General features: G+C 55.8%; 4 protein-coding genes. 2 read left to right on the top strand and 2 right to left on the bottom strand.

Features of this window, described 5'->3' with window-relative positions:
• Nucleotides 1–4: 4 nt before the first annotated feature.
• Nucleotides 5–1,483, bottom strand: a complete 1,479-nt coding sequence (locus K365_RS0119135; protein ID WP_024335879.1) for a sigma-54-dependent transcriptional regulator — start codon at nucleotides 1,481–1,483, stop codon at nucleotides 5–7.
• A 266-nt stretch (nucleotides 1,484–1,749) separates the two neighbouring features.
• On the opposite strand from K365_RS0119135, the gene K365_RS0119130 reads away from it, so the two are divergent.
• Entirely contained in the window at nucleotides 1,750–13,422 is an 11,673-nt protein-coding gene (locus K365_RS0119130; protein ID WP_024335878.1) for a type I polyketide synthase, read from the top strand.
• 62 nt (nucleotides 13,423–13,484) lie between these two features.
• Here K365_RS0119130 and K365_RS0119125 read toward each other — a convergent pair whose 3' ends face one another.
• Nucleotides 13,485–14,828: an amidohydrolase family protein gene (locus K365_RS0119125; protein ID WP_024335877.1), complete on the bottom strand. Its 1,344-nt coding sequence runs from the start codon at nucleotides 14,826–14,828 to the stop codon at nucleotides 13,485–13,487.
• 171 nt (nucleotides 14,829–14,999) lie between these two features.
• Here K365_RS0119125 and K365_RS0119120 point away from each other — a divergent pair, with 171 nt between their 5' ends.
• On the top strand, nucleotides 15,000–15,983 hold the full coding sequence (locus K365_RS0119120; RefSeq protein WP_024335876.1) for a calcium/sodium antiporter: 984 nt from the start codon (nucleotides 15,000–15,002) through the stop codon (nucleotides 15,981–15,983).
• The last annotated feature ends 9 nt before the right edge of the window (nucleotides 15,984–15,992 follow it).

The following is a 15,992-nucleotide window of genomic DNA, read 5'->3' as shown; positions in this document are numbered from 1 at the left end:
GTCCTTATGTCTGTTTGTGGGTCATGATATATTTTTTGACCGTTCGTCTGTCCAGCCCGGTTTTTTGGGCCACTTTTTCATAGGTGCCCAAAGTTTCATACAACAGGGTGCAGTATCCGGACAACAGGTCGGAAACCGGCAGATCCTGGGCCTGAATGCCCTGACACAGAAAACTGGAAAGAGACACATCTTCGGGCGCCTGTTTGCCTAAGTAATCTCTTCGGAGCAGCACGCTTCTCACACATTGCTCCAGTTCCCGGACATTCCCAGGCCAGCTATAATGGTTTCCCAAGCGGCGGTCAATAATTCTTTTGATTTTGGTCGTGATTTTCGGTGACGCCAGGCCGAGCATGCGGGTGACCGTGAAATCCAGGAGGGTGTCCAGTTCGGCCGGATCCTGTTGAATCCGGGTGTGCAGGGGCGGTACTTCAATGATGTCCGAGCACAGCCGGTAATAGAAATCTTCTCTAAAGACCCGGCCGTCCATGATCTCTTTTTTCGGGCGGTTGGTGGCGGCAATGACCCGGCCGTTGAACCGGGACAGCCCATGGGCACCCACGGGGGTAAAGGTGCGTTCCTGGAGCACCCGCAGCAGTTTGACCTGAATATGGTCCGGGATCTCTCCGATTTCATCTAAAAGAATGGCACCATGGGGGCTGCACCGGTCCAGCACTCCCTGGTAATCTTCCACGGCCCCGGTGAATGCCCCTTTGGTGTGGCCGAACAGTTCGGATTCCAAAAGGGTTTCCGGATACTGGGACAGGTTTAATGAGGAAAACGCCCGGGTGAAACTTTGAACAAAACACCTTTGTTTTATGTCAAAGGGAATGAATCCGCTCATGCCGATGGCTCTGGCGGCTGTGCCTTTTCCCGTGCCCGTCTCTCCTAAAAGCAGTGTGGAGAAATCTTCCATCCGGTTCCACAGATGCTGGTCATACAGCCCGATATTGTAGGTAAACACGTTGTACCAGAGGTGTTTTTTAAAGGTTTTCATACAGGGGCTGGCACCCACCAGGGTGTTTGAGATAAAATAAAATGCCCGGCGCAGTTGAAAAGACAGGGCAAAATAATGGTAAAACCGGGCCGTGGAAAACCCTTTTTCCTTCATCATTTCCCGGGCTTCATCCACAAAATCCACGGGCACGGGCTCATCCTGGGCCGTGATCTGATCCTGGATCAGCTGATCAAACCGGTCCCGGAATTTATGGAACACATCGAACAGATACACCACCCGCAGCACTTCCCGGTCCTCTCCCGTGTACTGGTTGATGTTGCCCCGGTTCTGGCGGGCCAGTTTTTTGAGCTGCCGGTCCACTTCCAGCACGCACATGTCCTTGCTTTTCCGGCGGGCCGCAGACGGGAACAGTCCGGCGATTTTCTGATCCAGGCGTTCCCGCAGTTCACTGAACGGGTTGGCAAAGGCCGCGTTGTGGACGGTTTTGAAAAAATGGCGCTCGGTCTGGGTCAGTACGGCTTTTTTCATAGGCGGTCCCTGTGTATGATCATGGGCATTTTTGTATAACCAATGTTCATAAAATGCAAGAATAAAACATTTCAGCCAAATAGCTTGAAAAGACATATCAGGTAAAAAATCTTTGAATTCAGAATGTTATCTGTTTTGACCCGGGTGGCATGGATTTTGATAATAGGTGGGGGATACTTATGAAATTATTTGAACCCAATCCCGTTTTTTGCTCCTGTTGCTAGAAGACAGGGGCCAAACGCTAAAATTTCCAATGGAGAGTTCCCATGATAACACGCATTTTGCACTCCCGGCTGCCGCTGATGATCTATACCCCGGTCAAGGTGTTTGACCTTGCTTATTTTCACGCTGTTTATGCGGCGGGGGCTTTGCCCGTGTTTGACACTGAATTTCTGGACAGCAAAGAGATCCTGCAAAAGATCCTTCAGTTGTCCAAAGAAAATATTGTTTTCGGTATCCGGCTGGCATCATTGGATTTGCCGGTGCTGGAAGCGTTGGAAAACCAGCCGGTATCCAACCTGGACCTGGTGGTGATGCCCGTATCTAAAACAGGTGACACCCTTGAAAAGCCGCACTTGGGCGACACCCGGGTGTTGCTGGAGATCAAGGATATCGGCCTGACCGCCCGGATTGACCAAGCCGATCCCCATGGCCTGATCCTCAAGGGCAACGAAGCCGCCGGACAGGTATCCAAATACTCTTCTTTCATTCTCATGCAGTGGTACCTGAAACACCAGAACCGGCCCGTGTTTGTTCACGGCGGGGTGGGACAGTACACAGGTGCGGGCATGCTGGCCGCCGGGGTGTCCGGTTTTGTCATGGATACCCAGGTGCTGCTGGCAGACGAAGCGCCGGTGTCCCCGGCCTTTAAAAATCTGCTGGCCATGGTGGAGGAGGGCGATTCCACGGAGATCAGCATCCAGGACAAACAGGTGTTCCGGGTATTTGCCAAACTGGGCACTAAAGTGGTCAGGGACCTGAAACAGGAAGCCGTGGTGCTGGGAGAACAGGCAGATGGAGAACAGCAGCTGTATGCAAAAATAGCCTCTCAGGTCATCGCATTGAACGACACCCAAGCCCCGTTTGTCCAGTCGCTGTTCTTCATGGGCCAGGACGGGCTGTTTGCCCGGCATATGGCAAAAAAATCCCATAAACTGTCTGAGATGATCCATGATTTTTTTGTCACGCTGGGCCAGGTGCTCGACTGTGTGGATGCGTTTGACCCGGTGAAAGAAAACTCACCGTTCGCCCGGAACCAGAACACGCGCCTGCCGTTGATCCAGGGGCCCATGGCCAATATATCCGACAACCCGGAATTTGCGGCACAGGTGCTGGATGCCGGGGCCCTGCCGTTTTTTGCCGTGGGATCTTTGCCCGCGTCTCTGGCCGATGAGATGCTGTCTAAAGGAAAGAAAAAAGTGTCTAACTGCGGGGCCGGCCTGGTGGGGATTGAAGCGTTCAATCCCAATGTGCACAAGCATCTGGACATGGTCAAAAAATACAAGATTCCCTTTGCCCTGTTTGCCGGGGGCATTCCCTCCCAGGTGCGGGACCTGGAGGCGGCCGGCACCCAAACCTATCTGCACACCCCGTCCGTGCCCATGATGGAAAATGCATTGAAAAGCGGATGCGTCCGGTTCATTTTCGAAGGCGGGGAAGCCGGGGGACATGTGGGGTTTCTGTCTTCTCTGGTGCTGTGGGAAGGGGCTATTGAAACGCTGGTGAGCCGGAATCAGGATTTGTCAAAAATCTCGCTGGTGTTTGCCGGCGGCATCTCCACCTGTTTTGCCTCGTTTTTCATCTCCGGCATGACCTCGTTTCTGGCCCAAAAAGGCGCTGCCATCGGCTTGCAGGTGGGCACGGCCTATCTGTTTTCCCAGGAGATCGTAAAAACCCGGAGTGTCACCAAACAATACCAGGATATCATCATTGAAAAAGATGAGACCGTGGTGATCGGCAAAAGTCTGGGCCTGGCTTCCCGCACGGCGCCTACGCCGTTTGCAAAAAGAATGAAAGAACTGGAAGACACCATGATCCTGGACAAGGTCGGCCTGGATGAACGCAAGCGGGCCTTTGAAAAGAAAAACATCGGGTCTTTGCTGATCGGCGCCAAAGGGTTTATGCCGGATTTTAAACGGCCCGGAGAGCAGTACTACACCTGGTTCAAGGATGAGGAACACCGGGAAAAAGGCAATTTTCTGGTGGGAGACAGCCTGGCGTTCTTTAAAAAGGATGTCACCATTCAACAGATCCATGATACCTATTTTACGGCCAAATCCCGATTGTTTCATCACCTGAACCAGCTGGAGGTCCTTTTCAGCCCGAAAAACCGGATCAACGACGAGATTGCCGTGGTGGGCATGGGATGTACCCTGCCGGGTGCCGACACCCCGGATGCCCTGTGGGACAATATCCTGGGAAAAAAATACGCCATCAAACCCATGCCGGACCACCGGTTTGACAAGGATCTGTATTACAGCCCGGACCGGACTGCCGAAGACAGAACCTACACCATTCTGGCCGGAGTGGTGGATGATTTTCAATTTGATCATGAACGGTTCGGGTATGCCCCGGACAAGGCCAAACGGTTGTCCCGGAGCCAGCAGATGGTGCTGCAGACCGCATACAAAGCCGTGGAAAATGCCGGCCTTGTGGATGACAAGGATCAGTTGATCTGTGAAGATCCCCAGAGAACCGCCGTGATCATCGCCACCTGCCTGTCCAATGAGCTGGGCAACACATTGCAGCTCAAATACTGGTTTCCCCAGATTCTGTCCATGATGGAAAAAACCGAGGCCTGGGCTGCGCTGTCCGAAGATGAAAAAACCAGTATTCGAGAAAACCTTCAATCACAACTGGAAGGGGAACACCAAGGGTATGACCCGGTGCACGGGATTCTTTTAAACATCGAGGCGTCCCGCATCGCCCGGCACTTAGGGGTCCGGGGGGCCAACTATATTGTGGATGCGGCCTGTGCCTCGTCCATCACGGCCCTGGAAGCGGGCATCGGCGAGCTGCTCTCCGGCGAGCATGATCAGGTGATCGTGGGCGGGGTCAACACCCACCTGGCCCCGGAATCCTTTATCGGGTTCGCCAAAATGGGGACCTTGTCAGCCAGGGGATCCTATCCTTTTGATCAGCGGGCCGACGGGTTTGTGCTGGGAGAAGGGTCTGTGGTGTTTGTGCTCAAGCGCATGAAAGACGCCATCCGGGACAACGACCGGATCATAGGAGTGGTCAACGGGATCGGGGCCTCTTCCGACGGCCGGGGCAAGTCCATTGCCGCCCCCAACCCCCGGGGCCAGGTATTGAGCGTTCAGCGCTGCTTTGAACACACCCGGCCGGAGATCACCCCGGAACAGATCGGATTCATCGAAGCCCACGGCACCTCCACCACCATCGGGGATGCCGCGGAGCTGGAAACCCTGAATTCCTGGTACAAAGACAGCCATGCCGGCATCTCCTCCATCAAGTCCCAGATCGGGCATCTGCTGGGGGCGGCGGGATCCGCCGGGCTGATCAAGGCGCTTTTGGCGGTGAACAAGGGCATGCTGCCCCCCAACGGGCAGTTTGAAACCCTGTCTAAAAACCATGATCTGTCAAATTCTTCGCTTTTTATCGTCAAAGATCCGGAAGAATGGCAGCGCCCGGAAAACGCGCCCCGGAGAGCAGCCGTATCTTCCTATGGGTTCGGCGGCATCAACTACCATGTGGTGGTGCAGGAGATGGTTGACTCATATCTGCCCCTTTCCCGGGATATGTTTTCAAATCCGGCCCATGATTTCAATGATGACCGCATCGTGGTGGCCGGACTGGGCGTGTTTCTGCCCGGTGCAACAAACACGCAGATGTTCTGGGAAAAACTGAGCAGCGGCGAAAAACAGGTCACCCCGCTGGGGGAGGATCATTTTGACACAAAAGCCTATGCCGCGTTTCCTGAAAATTCCATTTATCACCTGCCTGAAGTCAAGGCCGGGGTGGTCAAAGACTTTAAATTCAACAATCTTAAGTACCGGATGCCCCCCACCATGGTAAAATCCATTGAGCGGGCCCAGATTTTCGGGCTGGAGGCCGCAGATGAGGCCCTGGCCTCGTCCGGTCTGTCATCCGTGGACGGCGGGCCGGCCAGAACCGGGGTCATCCTAGGCACCATTGCCGGGGAGCGCCAGAGCAAGAACATCATCCGGGTGAGAAAACAGGTCATCGCCAATGCCGTGACAAACGCCGAAGGCGTGGACAAATCCCGGGCAAAGGCCGTGGCCGACGATCTGCTGGCCGTGATCCGGAACACCATTCCGGAAAACAATGAAGACACCACGCCGGGGCTGCTGTCCAACATTATTTCCGGACGTATTGCCAACCATTTCGGGCTCAACGGGGCCAACTACGTGGTCGACGCCTCCTGCGCCTCAGCCACCATTGCCATCCGGAACGCGGCCCGGATGCTCAAGCACAGGGATCTGGATTTTGTCCTGGCCGGCGGGGTGGACTGCAACCTTTACCCGGCCGTGCTCATGGCGTTCAAACGCTTAGGGCTTTTGTCCGGAACAAACGGATACTTTTTTGACAGCCGGGCCCAGGGGTATGTGATGGGAGAAGGGGCCGCCATCCATGTGCTGACCACCCTGAAAAAAGCCCGGGAAGCGGGCATGACGATTTTAGGCGAGATTCATGACTGCACCGTGCGCTCGTCCGTGCCCGATCATCTGCTGGCCCCGTCGGAGCAGACCTTTAAATCCGTGATCAACGAGGCCTACCAGCGGTCCGGCATCCGCAAGTCAGACATCAACCACCTGGATCTGTTCGCGTTTTCCAATGTGTTCGGGGACATGGTCGAGCAGCAGGTGATCCAGGCCAGCTTTTCCCATAAAATGCACTGCGGCAATATCAAACCCCAGTTCGGGTATTTCAAGGCGGCCAATCCGGCCGTGGCCATGGCCAAGCTCATGCTCATGAACCAGAAAGGCCAGATTCTGCCGGATTTCAATTATGATGCGGATCATTCCACGCTGAACCACAGCAAGGTATTGACCCCCGCCACAAAGCCGGTTGACAGAAAACCGGGACAGCCCCTGCGGTTTGCCGCCAATGTCAACGGCATCGGCGGCAATCACGCCCATCTGATCATGGGTACCCTGCCCCGGGTTCTGGACCTGAAAGATGCGGCCCCGGAACAGCCCGTGATCGAAGCGGAATACCGCCAGGTGTCCGGCGATGACCTGGTGGTGACGGACACGGCCTATTCTGCGGGTCCCGGCGGCAAAAAACTGCGCATGGTGGCGCTGCTGTCCGGCCAGGGAGCCCAGCGGCCGGGCATGATGAAACAGCTGTATGAAGCGGACGCCCATGTTCGAAAAGTGCTGGACAAAGGGGATGCCGTCTTTTTTGACGTGCGGGGATATTCCATCCTGGACATGATGTTCGGGGACGACCCGGCCCTGAATTCCACCCAGAACACCCAGCCGGCCGTGTTTCTGTCTTCAGCCGCCATCTGTTCCCGCCTGGCGAAAGAAGGGTTTACCCCGGACTATTTCATCGGCCATTCCGTGGGGGAATACACGGCATTGTTCTGTTCGGGCATGCTGGGGTTTGAAGATGCCTTGCGCCTGATCATCAAGCGCTCGGATCTCATGTACGAGAGCACCCTGAAGCAGCCGGGAAAAATCATGGTGGTGTTTAAAAATGAAAAAGACACACAAGCATTGCTGCGCCAATCCTTTATCTCCGATATTTATATCACCAACAAAAACAGTGAAAAACAGACGGCTGTGTCCGGCAAAGCCGAAGCCATAGACAATTTCTGTACCTTTTTGTCCCAGCAGGAAGTGTCGTACAAGAAGCTCAATCTCACGGGGGCGTTTCACACCCCGCTGCTCCAGCCGGCTGCGGACGAACTGAGAGCGTTCCTGGATACCCTGACCTTTAACAAGACCCGGTTCAACCGGATCATCTCCAACACCCTGGCCCAACCCTATCCGGAAAGTGAAAAAGAGGTCAAGGATCTTCTGGCCCGGCAGATCGTGTCCCCGGTGGAGTTCATCCGGTCCGTGGAAAACGTGTATGTGTCCGGCCGGACCCATTTTATCGAGATCGGGCCTTCCCGGCTCCTGGTAAACCTGCTCAAACACATCAACATCGGAGACTACGGCACGGCCGTGTCTGTGGATACCCGGCAGGGGGAAGTGGCAGCGTTTGAAGCCTGCCGGCAATACCTGATCGGCTGCAACAGCCTGTTTGAACATCCGCCGGAAGACCTGCCCGCACTGCCGGCAACACCGGATGAACAGACAAGTGAACCCGTTTTGGAGGAGGCCCTGCCCCGGATGAACCTGTCCCATGATTTTGAACAATTCAAGGAAGAAAACAAGGAACAGCTGGACCAGATCCTGTATCAGGAGTTTGAGCGCCAGAAGCGCGAGGCGGCCATTCATGCCATAGACCGGTTTGATTTCAACACCGGCCGCATTCTGATCTCCGGCGTGTCCGTGGGCCTGCCCGGCAAGGGCCGGCGGGTGTTTGCCACGGACAATTTCAATGCCATTCTCAACGGGGAAAATTTTATTGAACCCCTGACCCTGGAAGCCCAGGAGCGGATCACGGACAAGAACATCACCAAACTGTACAAACAGCCGGACGGCAATGCCCGGTTCGTTCAGATCACCCGCACCGAGGATGTGATCCATCTGGCCGGCCAGCTGGGGTATTTTGATCTCACCGATGAATACGGCATCAAGGAACAGTATGATGTGGCCATGTCTCTGGGCATTGCCGCAGGCATTGAAGCCCTCAAAGACGCGCATATTCCTCTGGTGATGCAGTACAAGAAAATGAAGGGCGGCCGAAGCATGGTGCCGGAAGGGTTTGCCCTGCCGTTAGAGATGCAGGAAGACACCGGGGTGATCATCACCTCGTTGTGGCCCAGCGGCGAAACCCTGATGGCGGAACTGGAAAAATACTTTTATGAGCGGTTTTTTCTGCGGCCCCATGAAGAATTTGAAAAGATCTACTATTTTCTGATGGAGCGCATCAAGGAGATCGACATCAAAGAATCGCTCACGGAATGGTTCTTCAAGTCCAAGGCCAGAAAACGCAAAGATTTTTCCGCCTATACCTTTGACAGAAATTTTCTGGCCAATGCCTGCCCCCTGGGATCGGCTCACCTGGCCAAGATCATCAAGGCCAAAGGCCCCAACACCCTGGTGTCGTCCGCGTGTGCTTCCACCACCCTGGCCATCGGTATTGCCGAGGACTGGATCCGCACGGGCCGGTGCAAGCGGGTGCTGGTGGTGGGCGGTGAAAACGCCACGTCTGCGCTGCAGAACCAGTGGGTAGGATCGGGATTTCTGGCTTTAGGCGCCGCCACCATTAAAAAACGGGTGTCTGAAGCAGCCAAACCCTTTGATGAGGACCGCAACGGCACCATCCTGGGGGCCGGGGCCGTGGGCCTGGTGATCGAAGATGAAACAGAAGTGTCAAAACGGGGCATGAACGGCCAGTGCGAGATCCTGGGCACGCACATCGCCAACTCCGCGTACCATACGTACAATATCGATGTGCCCCACATGTCAAAAGAGATGACCAAATTTATCAACAAGGTGGAAAAACGCACCGGACTGAGAAAAAAGGACTATGCCGGCAAACTGTTGTTCATGTCCCATGAAACCTATACCCCGGCAAGAGGCGGCAGTGCCGATGCCGAGGTCACAGCCCTGGAATCCGCCTTTTCCAGTCATCTCAGTGAGATCTGCATCTCCAACACCAAGGGATTTACCGGGCATACCCTGGGCGCCGCCATTGAGGACGTGGTCCTGGTCAAGGCGTTGCAGCAGCGCAAGGCCCCGCCCATTGCCAATTTGAGCAAAATACCGGCCCACTTCAAAAAACTCAATTTTTCCGGCCAGGCACAGATCAACAGTGAATACGGCCTGCATCTGTCTGCGGGATTCGGATCCCATTTTGCGTTCATGTTTGTCAAACGCATCCAGGAAAACAAGGTGGAAGGCAACCTGGCCTATCACCGGTGGCTGCGCAGCATTTCCGGGGTCCAGAAACCGGAATTGAAACTCATTGATAATACCTTGTGCGTGGTGGCCGGTGATCCGGCGGCCCCGGCAGTGGCACCGGAGACCCGGCCTCAGAAAGTGACGACAAAACAGCCGGCCGCGCGGGCCGCAGCCCCGGGAGCCGTTTCCCGGGTTCCTGCAGCCGGCGCTTCAGGTGCAGCAGCCACATCGGATAGACCGGCTGTAAACGCGGCTTCCGGGCCGGACAAAGGCCAGGCAACAGAAAAGATCCAGCAGATCATAGCCGCCCAGACCGGTTACACCCCGGACATGCTGGAAGATGACCTGGATCTGGAAGCGGATCTGGGCATCGATACAGTCAAACAGGTGGAGATCTTCGGCAAGATTGCCACGGATTTCGGATTTGCCGTGCCCGATGATTTGCGGTTGCGGGATCTGAACACCATTGCAAAACTGGCGGACTATGTGGCGGCCCGGTCCGGTGCCGGTGCTTCTGGTGCGGCAGCATCCGGCCTTTCTCCGGATTCTGCGGCCCCGGGCAAATCACCGGGACAGGATACAGCCGTCGCGTCTCCGGCCCCGGCCCATACCATGGATTCGGGGGAACGCGTGGTAACCGGCACGGTGTCGCCGGATCAGGTTTCCGCCAAAGTCAAGGAGGTGATCGCGGCCCAGACCGGTTACACCCCGGATATGCTGGAAGATGACCTGGATCTGGAAGCGGACCTGGGGATTGATACGGTGAAGCAGGTGGAGATCTTCGGTAAGGTGGCGTCCCATTTCGGGTTTGCCGTGCCCGATGATCTGCGGCTCAGGGATCTGAACACCATTGCCAGACTGACCGCGCATGTGGCCGATCGTACGGCCGGATCTGGCGCAGCATCGGGTTCAGACAGCTCCCGGACACCGGCTTCGGATCAAGCCGGCGGTACGGCCTTGTCCTCCCATGACACAGATTCCCCAATGCCGACAGCGGCCCATACCATGGATTCCGGCGAACGGGTGGTGACCCCGGCCGGTGGGGATGATACCACGACCGTGGTCAAAGAGGTGATTGCCGCCCAGACCGGGTATACCCCGGACATGCTGGCCGACGACCTGGACCTGGAAGCGGATCTGGGGATCGATACAGTCAAACAGGTGGAGATTTTCGGCAAGGTGGCATCCCGGTTCGGGTTTGCCGTGCCGGGCGATCTGCGGCTCAGAGATCTGAACACCATTGAAAAGCTGGCCGCCTATATTCAGACAAAGATCCCGGCAGCATCGGCCCCGGCGGAAGACCCCGTCCCGGCCACGGGATCGGCGGATCAGGTTCCAACCGGTGATACAGACGGTCCTGCCGGGCATGGGCCGGACAGCCCGTCCCTGCATGGGGCAAACGCACCGGTATCAGATGCCCCAGACGACCGGTTCCCGGACCCGGCCTCTCCCATCAAACGTCTGGTGGTGCGGGTGGATGAGGCAGCCATGCCGAAACCCGGGCGTTCGGATTTTGCCGGGCAACGGCTCCTGGTGTCCCTGGATTCCCACGGGTTTGCCGAAGCCGTTATTGAGCGGATTCAATCCATGGGCGGTGAAGTCATCACCCTGGGCATTGAAAATGCAGATGTGACAGCGGATCTGTCCGACCTGGACGGATTCCAGGCCGCCATAAACGCCTTTGCACAGACGGATCCCGACATCACAGGATATCTTCACCTGGCTTCCCTGGATGCCTGGTTTGACCGGAAAAACCGGGAATTTGCTTCAGACAGAGATCTGAATACCACAATGAAATCCATGTTTGTGCTGCTCAAAACCCTGTATGACCAGCTGGACCGCCCGGACACGTTTGTCGGCACCCTCACCTTTGATTCCGTGGTGTTTCCTTATATGGAAGACGGCGGGGAGATTCATCCGCTGTTTGCCGGGTTGAGCGGTCTGCTCAAGACCGCCAACAAGGAGCTGGAAAACACCCGGGTCAAGGTGGTGGATTTTTCCTACAAGCAGCCCAAAAAGAGTCTGGCCCGGATTGCGGACCTGTTTCTGGCGGAACTGCTGTCCGACGATCCCCGGTGTGAGGTGGGGTATAAAAACAAGAAACGGTATGTGCTGTCCATGCACCCGGAACCCGCCCGAAAGGATCAGCCCATTGTGTCGGACGGTGACACATTGCTGGTGACCGGCGGGGCCGGGGGGATCACCTATGAGATCCTCAAACAGGTGGTGGCGGATTATCAGGTCAACCTGGTGATCCTGGATATCAACGATATCTATGCCACGGATCCGGCGCTGCTGAAGCCCGATGCCACGCAAGCGGATCTGATGGGGCTTTTACGCAGCCAGATGCCCGGGGAGAAACCCGTGGCTGTGAAGCAGGCCCTGGACCGGCTTGTGCGGGTCAGACAATCCATTGCCAACATCGAGTATTTGAAATCTCAAGGGATTTCCGTGACCTATCACTGCACGGATGTCACCGATTATGAGGCCGTAAAGGCGGCGGTGGATCAATGTGACCGCATTGACGGGATCTTCCATGCTGCAGGCATGGAGATGAGTCAGTTCATCCCCAAAAAGGAGCGAAAGGCGTTTGAACTGGTGGTGGATGTCAAGGTCAAAGGCATGCGGAACCTGCTGGCAGCTGCCAGAGACCGGGAATACCGGTACATGTTCACTTTTTCATCGGTCACGGCCCGGTTCGGCAACCAGGGCCAGGTGGACTACACGGCTGCCAATGATTTTTTGGGCAAAGCCTTGTTCAGAGAAAAACAGATGAATCCGGACCGCACTTACAAAGTGTATGCCTGGACCGCCTGGGGCGGGGTGGGTATGGCCACCAACCCCACGGTGAAAAAGGTGCTGGAAGACCGGGGCATCCAGTTTCTGCCCATGGAACAGGGCGTGAAGTTCTTCATGGCTGACCTGCTGGATGCCACGGAATCGGAGATGGTGTTTTCCGGTCTGGATTATGACTTTGACATTGACGGTCTTTTGGGAACGCCGTTAGATCAGGCGTTTCCGTTTTTAGGCGATTTGACCCACAAGGCGGATGATACTGCGGTCTGGACCCGGGTCCTGGACCTGGAACATGACGTGTTTCTGCATGACCATACCATGGGGGATGTGCCGCTGTTTTTAGGATCCACGGGCATTGAAACCATGGCCGAGGCAGCCGCTGCCTTGGCCGGGGACGGGTCTGTGGTCACGAAAATGTCTGATTTTTCCATTCCCTATGGCATCAAGCTGCTCAAGGGGCGGCCCAAAGAGATCATCATCTCCGGAACCCTGCAGGCACCCGGTGAGTTTGCCTGTGGCATCACGTCAGTGTTCAAAACCCCCAACGGCAAAGTGATGGGGAACCCCAAACAGCATTACCAGGGGAATTTTTTCCTGGCAAAACAACGGCCGGCACCTGAAACCATGGATCTGCCGGAATTTTCTCCCGTGTCCTGGGAAGGGGACCTGGCCGATCTGGTGTATCATCCCAGCCGGTTGTTCATGTTCGGGCTGTTTAGCACCATCACGAATATCAATTCCTTTGATGGAAAAACCCTGATCACCACGGTGGCGGACCGGTCGGAGGCCCCGTTTTTCAAAGGGGTGGCTGATCCGAATTTCCAGGCCGCCCCGGTGCTGGTGGATGCCATGTTCCAGACCGGCGGACTGCTGGAATTTTTAACCACCTCCAGAACGGTTTTGCCCTTCCGCATTGCGGCCATGACCTTTTTTGCTCCCGTGGAAAAACACACGGACTACCTGTGCATTACCCGGAAAAAGGCATCCGGTGAAGAAACCAACACCTATGACCTTTTTCTGACGGATATGTCGGGTAAGGTGTTCATCAAAGTCACGGGATTTGAGATGGTCAAGCTCACCCGCCTGGCCCCGGAAGACCGGATTACCGATAAAGTGACCTTTGCCGAAACCGTGGTTTAGGTCTTCTGGCCGTAAATAAAAACGGCAAAGACCGTCTGTTTTTTGCAGACGGCCTTTGCCGTTTATTGTTCTTTGCCGGAGCCGTTTTTTGCTTCTTTCCGGAGCTGCTCCAAAGACACTTTTTCTGTTTTTCCTTGTCTGATTTCGTTCATGGCGGCGGCGGTTTCTTCATTGGGGATGTTCATTTCAAAAGGCAGCCCCCGCCGGTCCCGGATGATCCGGCCTTCAGCCAGGACGGCCAGGGGATGGGCGCTCAGGTGGAACGGGTCTTTGTCCCAGACGATGAGGCTGGCCAGCCGGCCCGGGGCCACCGTGCCCAGGCAGTGGCCTATTCCTAAGATTTCTGCGTTTTTCCGGGTGATCAGGCCGATGGCATCCGCCGGGGTCATGCCCTGGATCAGGAAGTATTTGAGGGTGTCTCTCAGATGGTGGGCCAGGATCACGGGATGGTCGCTCATCAGGCCGAATGTTGCCTGGGAGGCCATGAGCTTTGCCGTGTGCCGCCAGGACGCGTTTTTCAGTTCCACCTTGGCATCTGAAGCCCCTAAAGGGCCGTACACCACCGGGATGCCGTGGTCGGCCAACGCATTGAAAATACTTGAGTCATAAATATCCAGGGCATGTTCCGCCGTGACCCTGATATTGAACTGTTTTTTCAGATCCAGGAGAAACAATGCGTCATCCGCCTTGTGCAGGTGCACTTTCAGGATTTTGTCTCCATTGAACAGCCGGAACACTTCCCATTCGGCGTCCGACAGGGCCAGGTCATATTCCCGCTGGGCCCAGACCGTGCCCTTTTTCGGACTGTCCGGCTTAGACAGTTCATACAGGGCTTTTTCCTTTTGGATGCGGGCCTGTTCCTCTTTTCGAAAGATATCGGACAGGTATTCCCTGAGCAGGGCCGCAGCCCCCATGCGGGTGCTGGGCCGGGTTCCTTTCCAGCGGACGGCATTCCGGGGATTGAACCCTAAGGCCGCCTTGAATCCATAGTCGCTGACAACGGCATCAGATCGGTTTTCGGCAAAATTTTTGATGATCACGGCCTTGCCCCCGATAATGTTGCCGGATCCCGGCACCACGCAGGAATACAGCACCCCGAAGTCCACGGCATCGGCAAAGGCCCGGTCATCGAAATAGATGCTGTCCAGGGGATTGTGCAGCGGCGCAAAAGGCGTGCTATGCTCGTCTGTTTCGGTTTCTAAGACCGGTTCCCCCTGGCGCTCCATGCCGATGTGGGAATGGGGGTCGATGAACGCCGGGGTGACGATGCCCCGGATGTCGCCGGGACAGGGTCTGTCCGTCACATCCACGATATGGCGGCCTTCCACCACCACGGTCATGTCTGTGTGCACAGACCGGCCGTCATACAGCTGGTCGGCCCGGACAACAAGGCGGTTGTTTTCCATGATCAGATCCTGTGATATCATTGGGTCAGTCCGAAAACCTGTTTTATTCATCAGATACCGTGATTGAACGCTAAATGCAAGACAGGCCGTATCAAATATTTTTGAAAACTTGATTTTATCCCGGTTGTATGACAGGTTGCCGTAAAACAGTGAAATAAAAGGAGCCGACAGATGGGGATGGCGGTTGTTGCGGTGATTGCAGGATTGATTCTTCTGGTGTGGAGTGCGGACCGGTTTGTGTCGGGTGCGGCGGCCACGGCCACTTATTTCGGCATGCCCCCGCTGCTCATCGGCATGGTGGTCGTGGGATTCGGCACTTCAGCGCCGGAAATGGTGGTATCGGCGCTGGCCGCCGTGCAGGGCAGTCCCGGAATTGCCCTGGGAAACGCCTATGGATCCAATATCGCCAATATCGCTTTGATTCTGGGCATCACGGCATTGATCAGTCCGGTCATGGTCCATTCCGCGGTATTGAAAAAAGAACTCCCGATTTTGACACTGATTACCGCAGGATCGGTATGGCTGGTGGCGGACCTGATGATTTCCCTGTCAGATGCAATGATACTGCTGGGGGTGTTCGCTGTTTTGATGGGCTGGACCATTGTGCAGGGAATCCGCCGGAAGACCGATCCTTTGGCCGAGCAGATGGAAGTCCGGGCCATGGATTCGGGCCTGTCCATTCGGCAGGCGGTTTTTCGGCTGATTCTGGGCCTGGTTCTCTTGATCTTAAGTTCCCGGATACTGGTATGGGGGGCTGTGGCACTGGCCCGGATGTTTCATGTCAGCGACATGATCATCGGACTGACCATTGTCGCGGTGGGCACATCCCTGCCGGAACTGGCATCCTCCATTATTGCGGCCCGCCGGAACGAACATGATATCGCCCTGGGCAATGTCCTGGGATCCAATCTGTTCAATACCCTGGCCGTGGTGGGGATTGCCGGGGTCATTCATCCTTTCGGGGTGGATCCATCGGTTCTGTATCGGGACATGGCCGTGATGGGGGGGCTGACCCTGTCCCTTTTCATCATCGGATACGGATTCAGGGGCCGGCCGGGGCGTATCAACCGGCTGGAAGGGACCGGGCTACTGGCCGTTTATCTGGGATACACGGCTTTTCTTGTCATTCCATTGCTGACCGCCGGTCCGTCATGATCTGTATTT

It is taken from the genome of Desulfotignum balticum DSM 7044 (genome assembly GCF_000421285.1).
Taxonomy (GTDB): domain Bacteria; phylum Desulfobacterota; class Desulfobacteria; order Desulfobacterales; family Desulfobacteraceae; genus Desulfotignum; species Desulfotignum balticum.
Note: the sequence above shows the minus strand (reverse complement) of the source record. Positions and strands in the feature narration are given on the sequence as shown.

Coding starts and splice junctions, on each gene's coding strand:
- K365_RS0119135 (WP_024335879.1), bottom strand. CDS start 1,483: ATGAAAAAAGCCGTACTGACCCAGACCGAGCGCCATTTTTTCAAAACC.
- K365_RS0119130 (WP_024335878.1), top strand. CDS start 1,750: ATGATAACACGCATTTTGCACTCCCGGCTGCCGCTGATGATCTATACC.
- K365_RS0119125 (WP_024335877.1), bottom strand. CDS start 14,828: ATGGAAAACAACCGCCTTGTTGTCCGGGCCGACCAGCTGTATGACGGC.
- K365_RS0119120 (WP_024335876.1), top strand. CDS start 15,000: ATGGGGATGGCGGTTGTTGCGGTGATTGCAGGATTGATTCTTCTGGTG.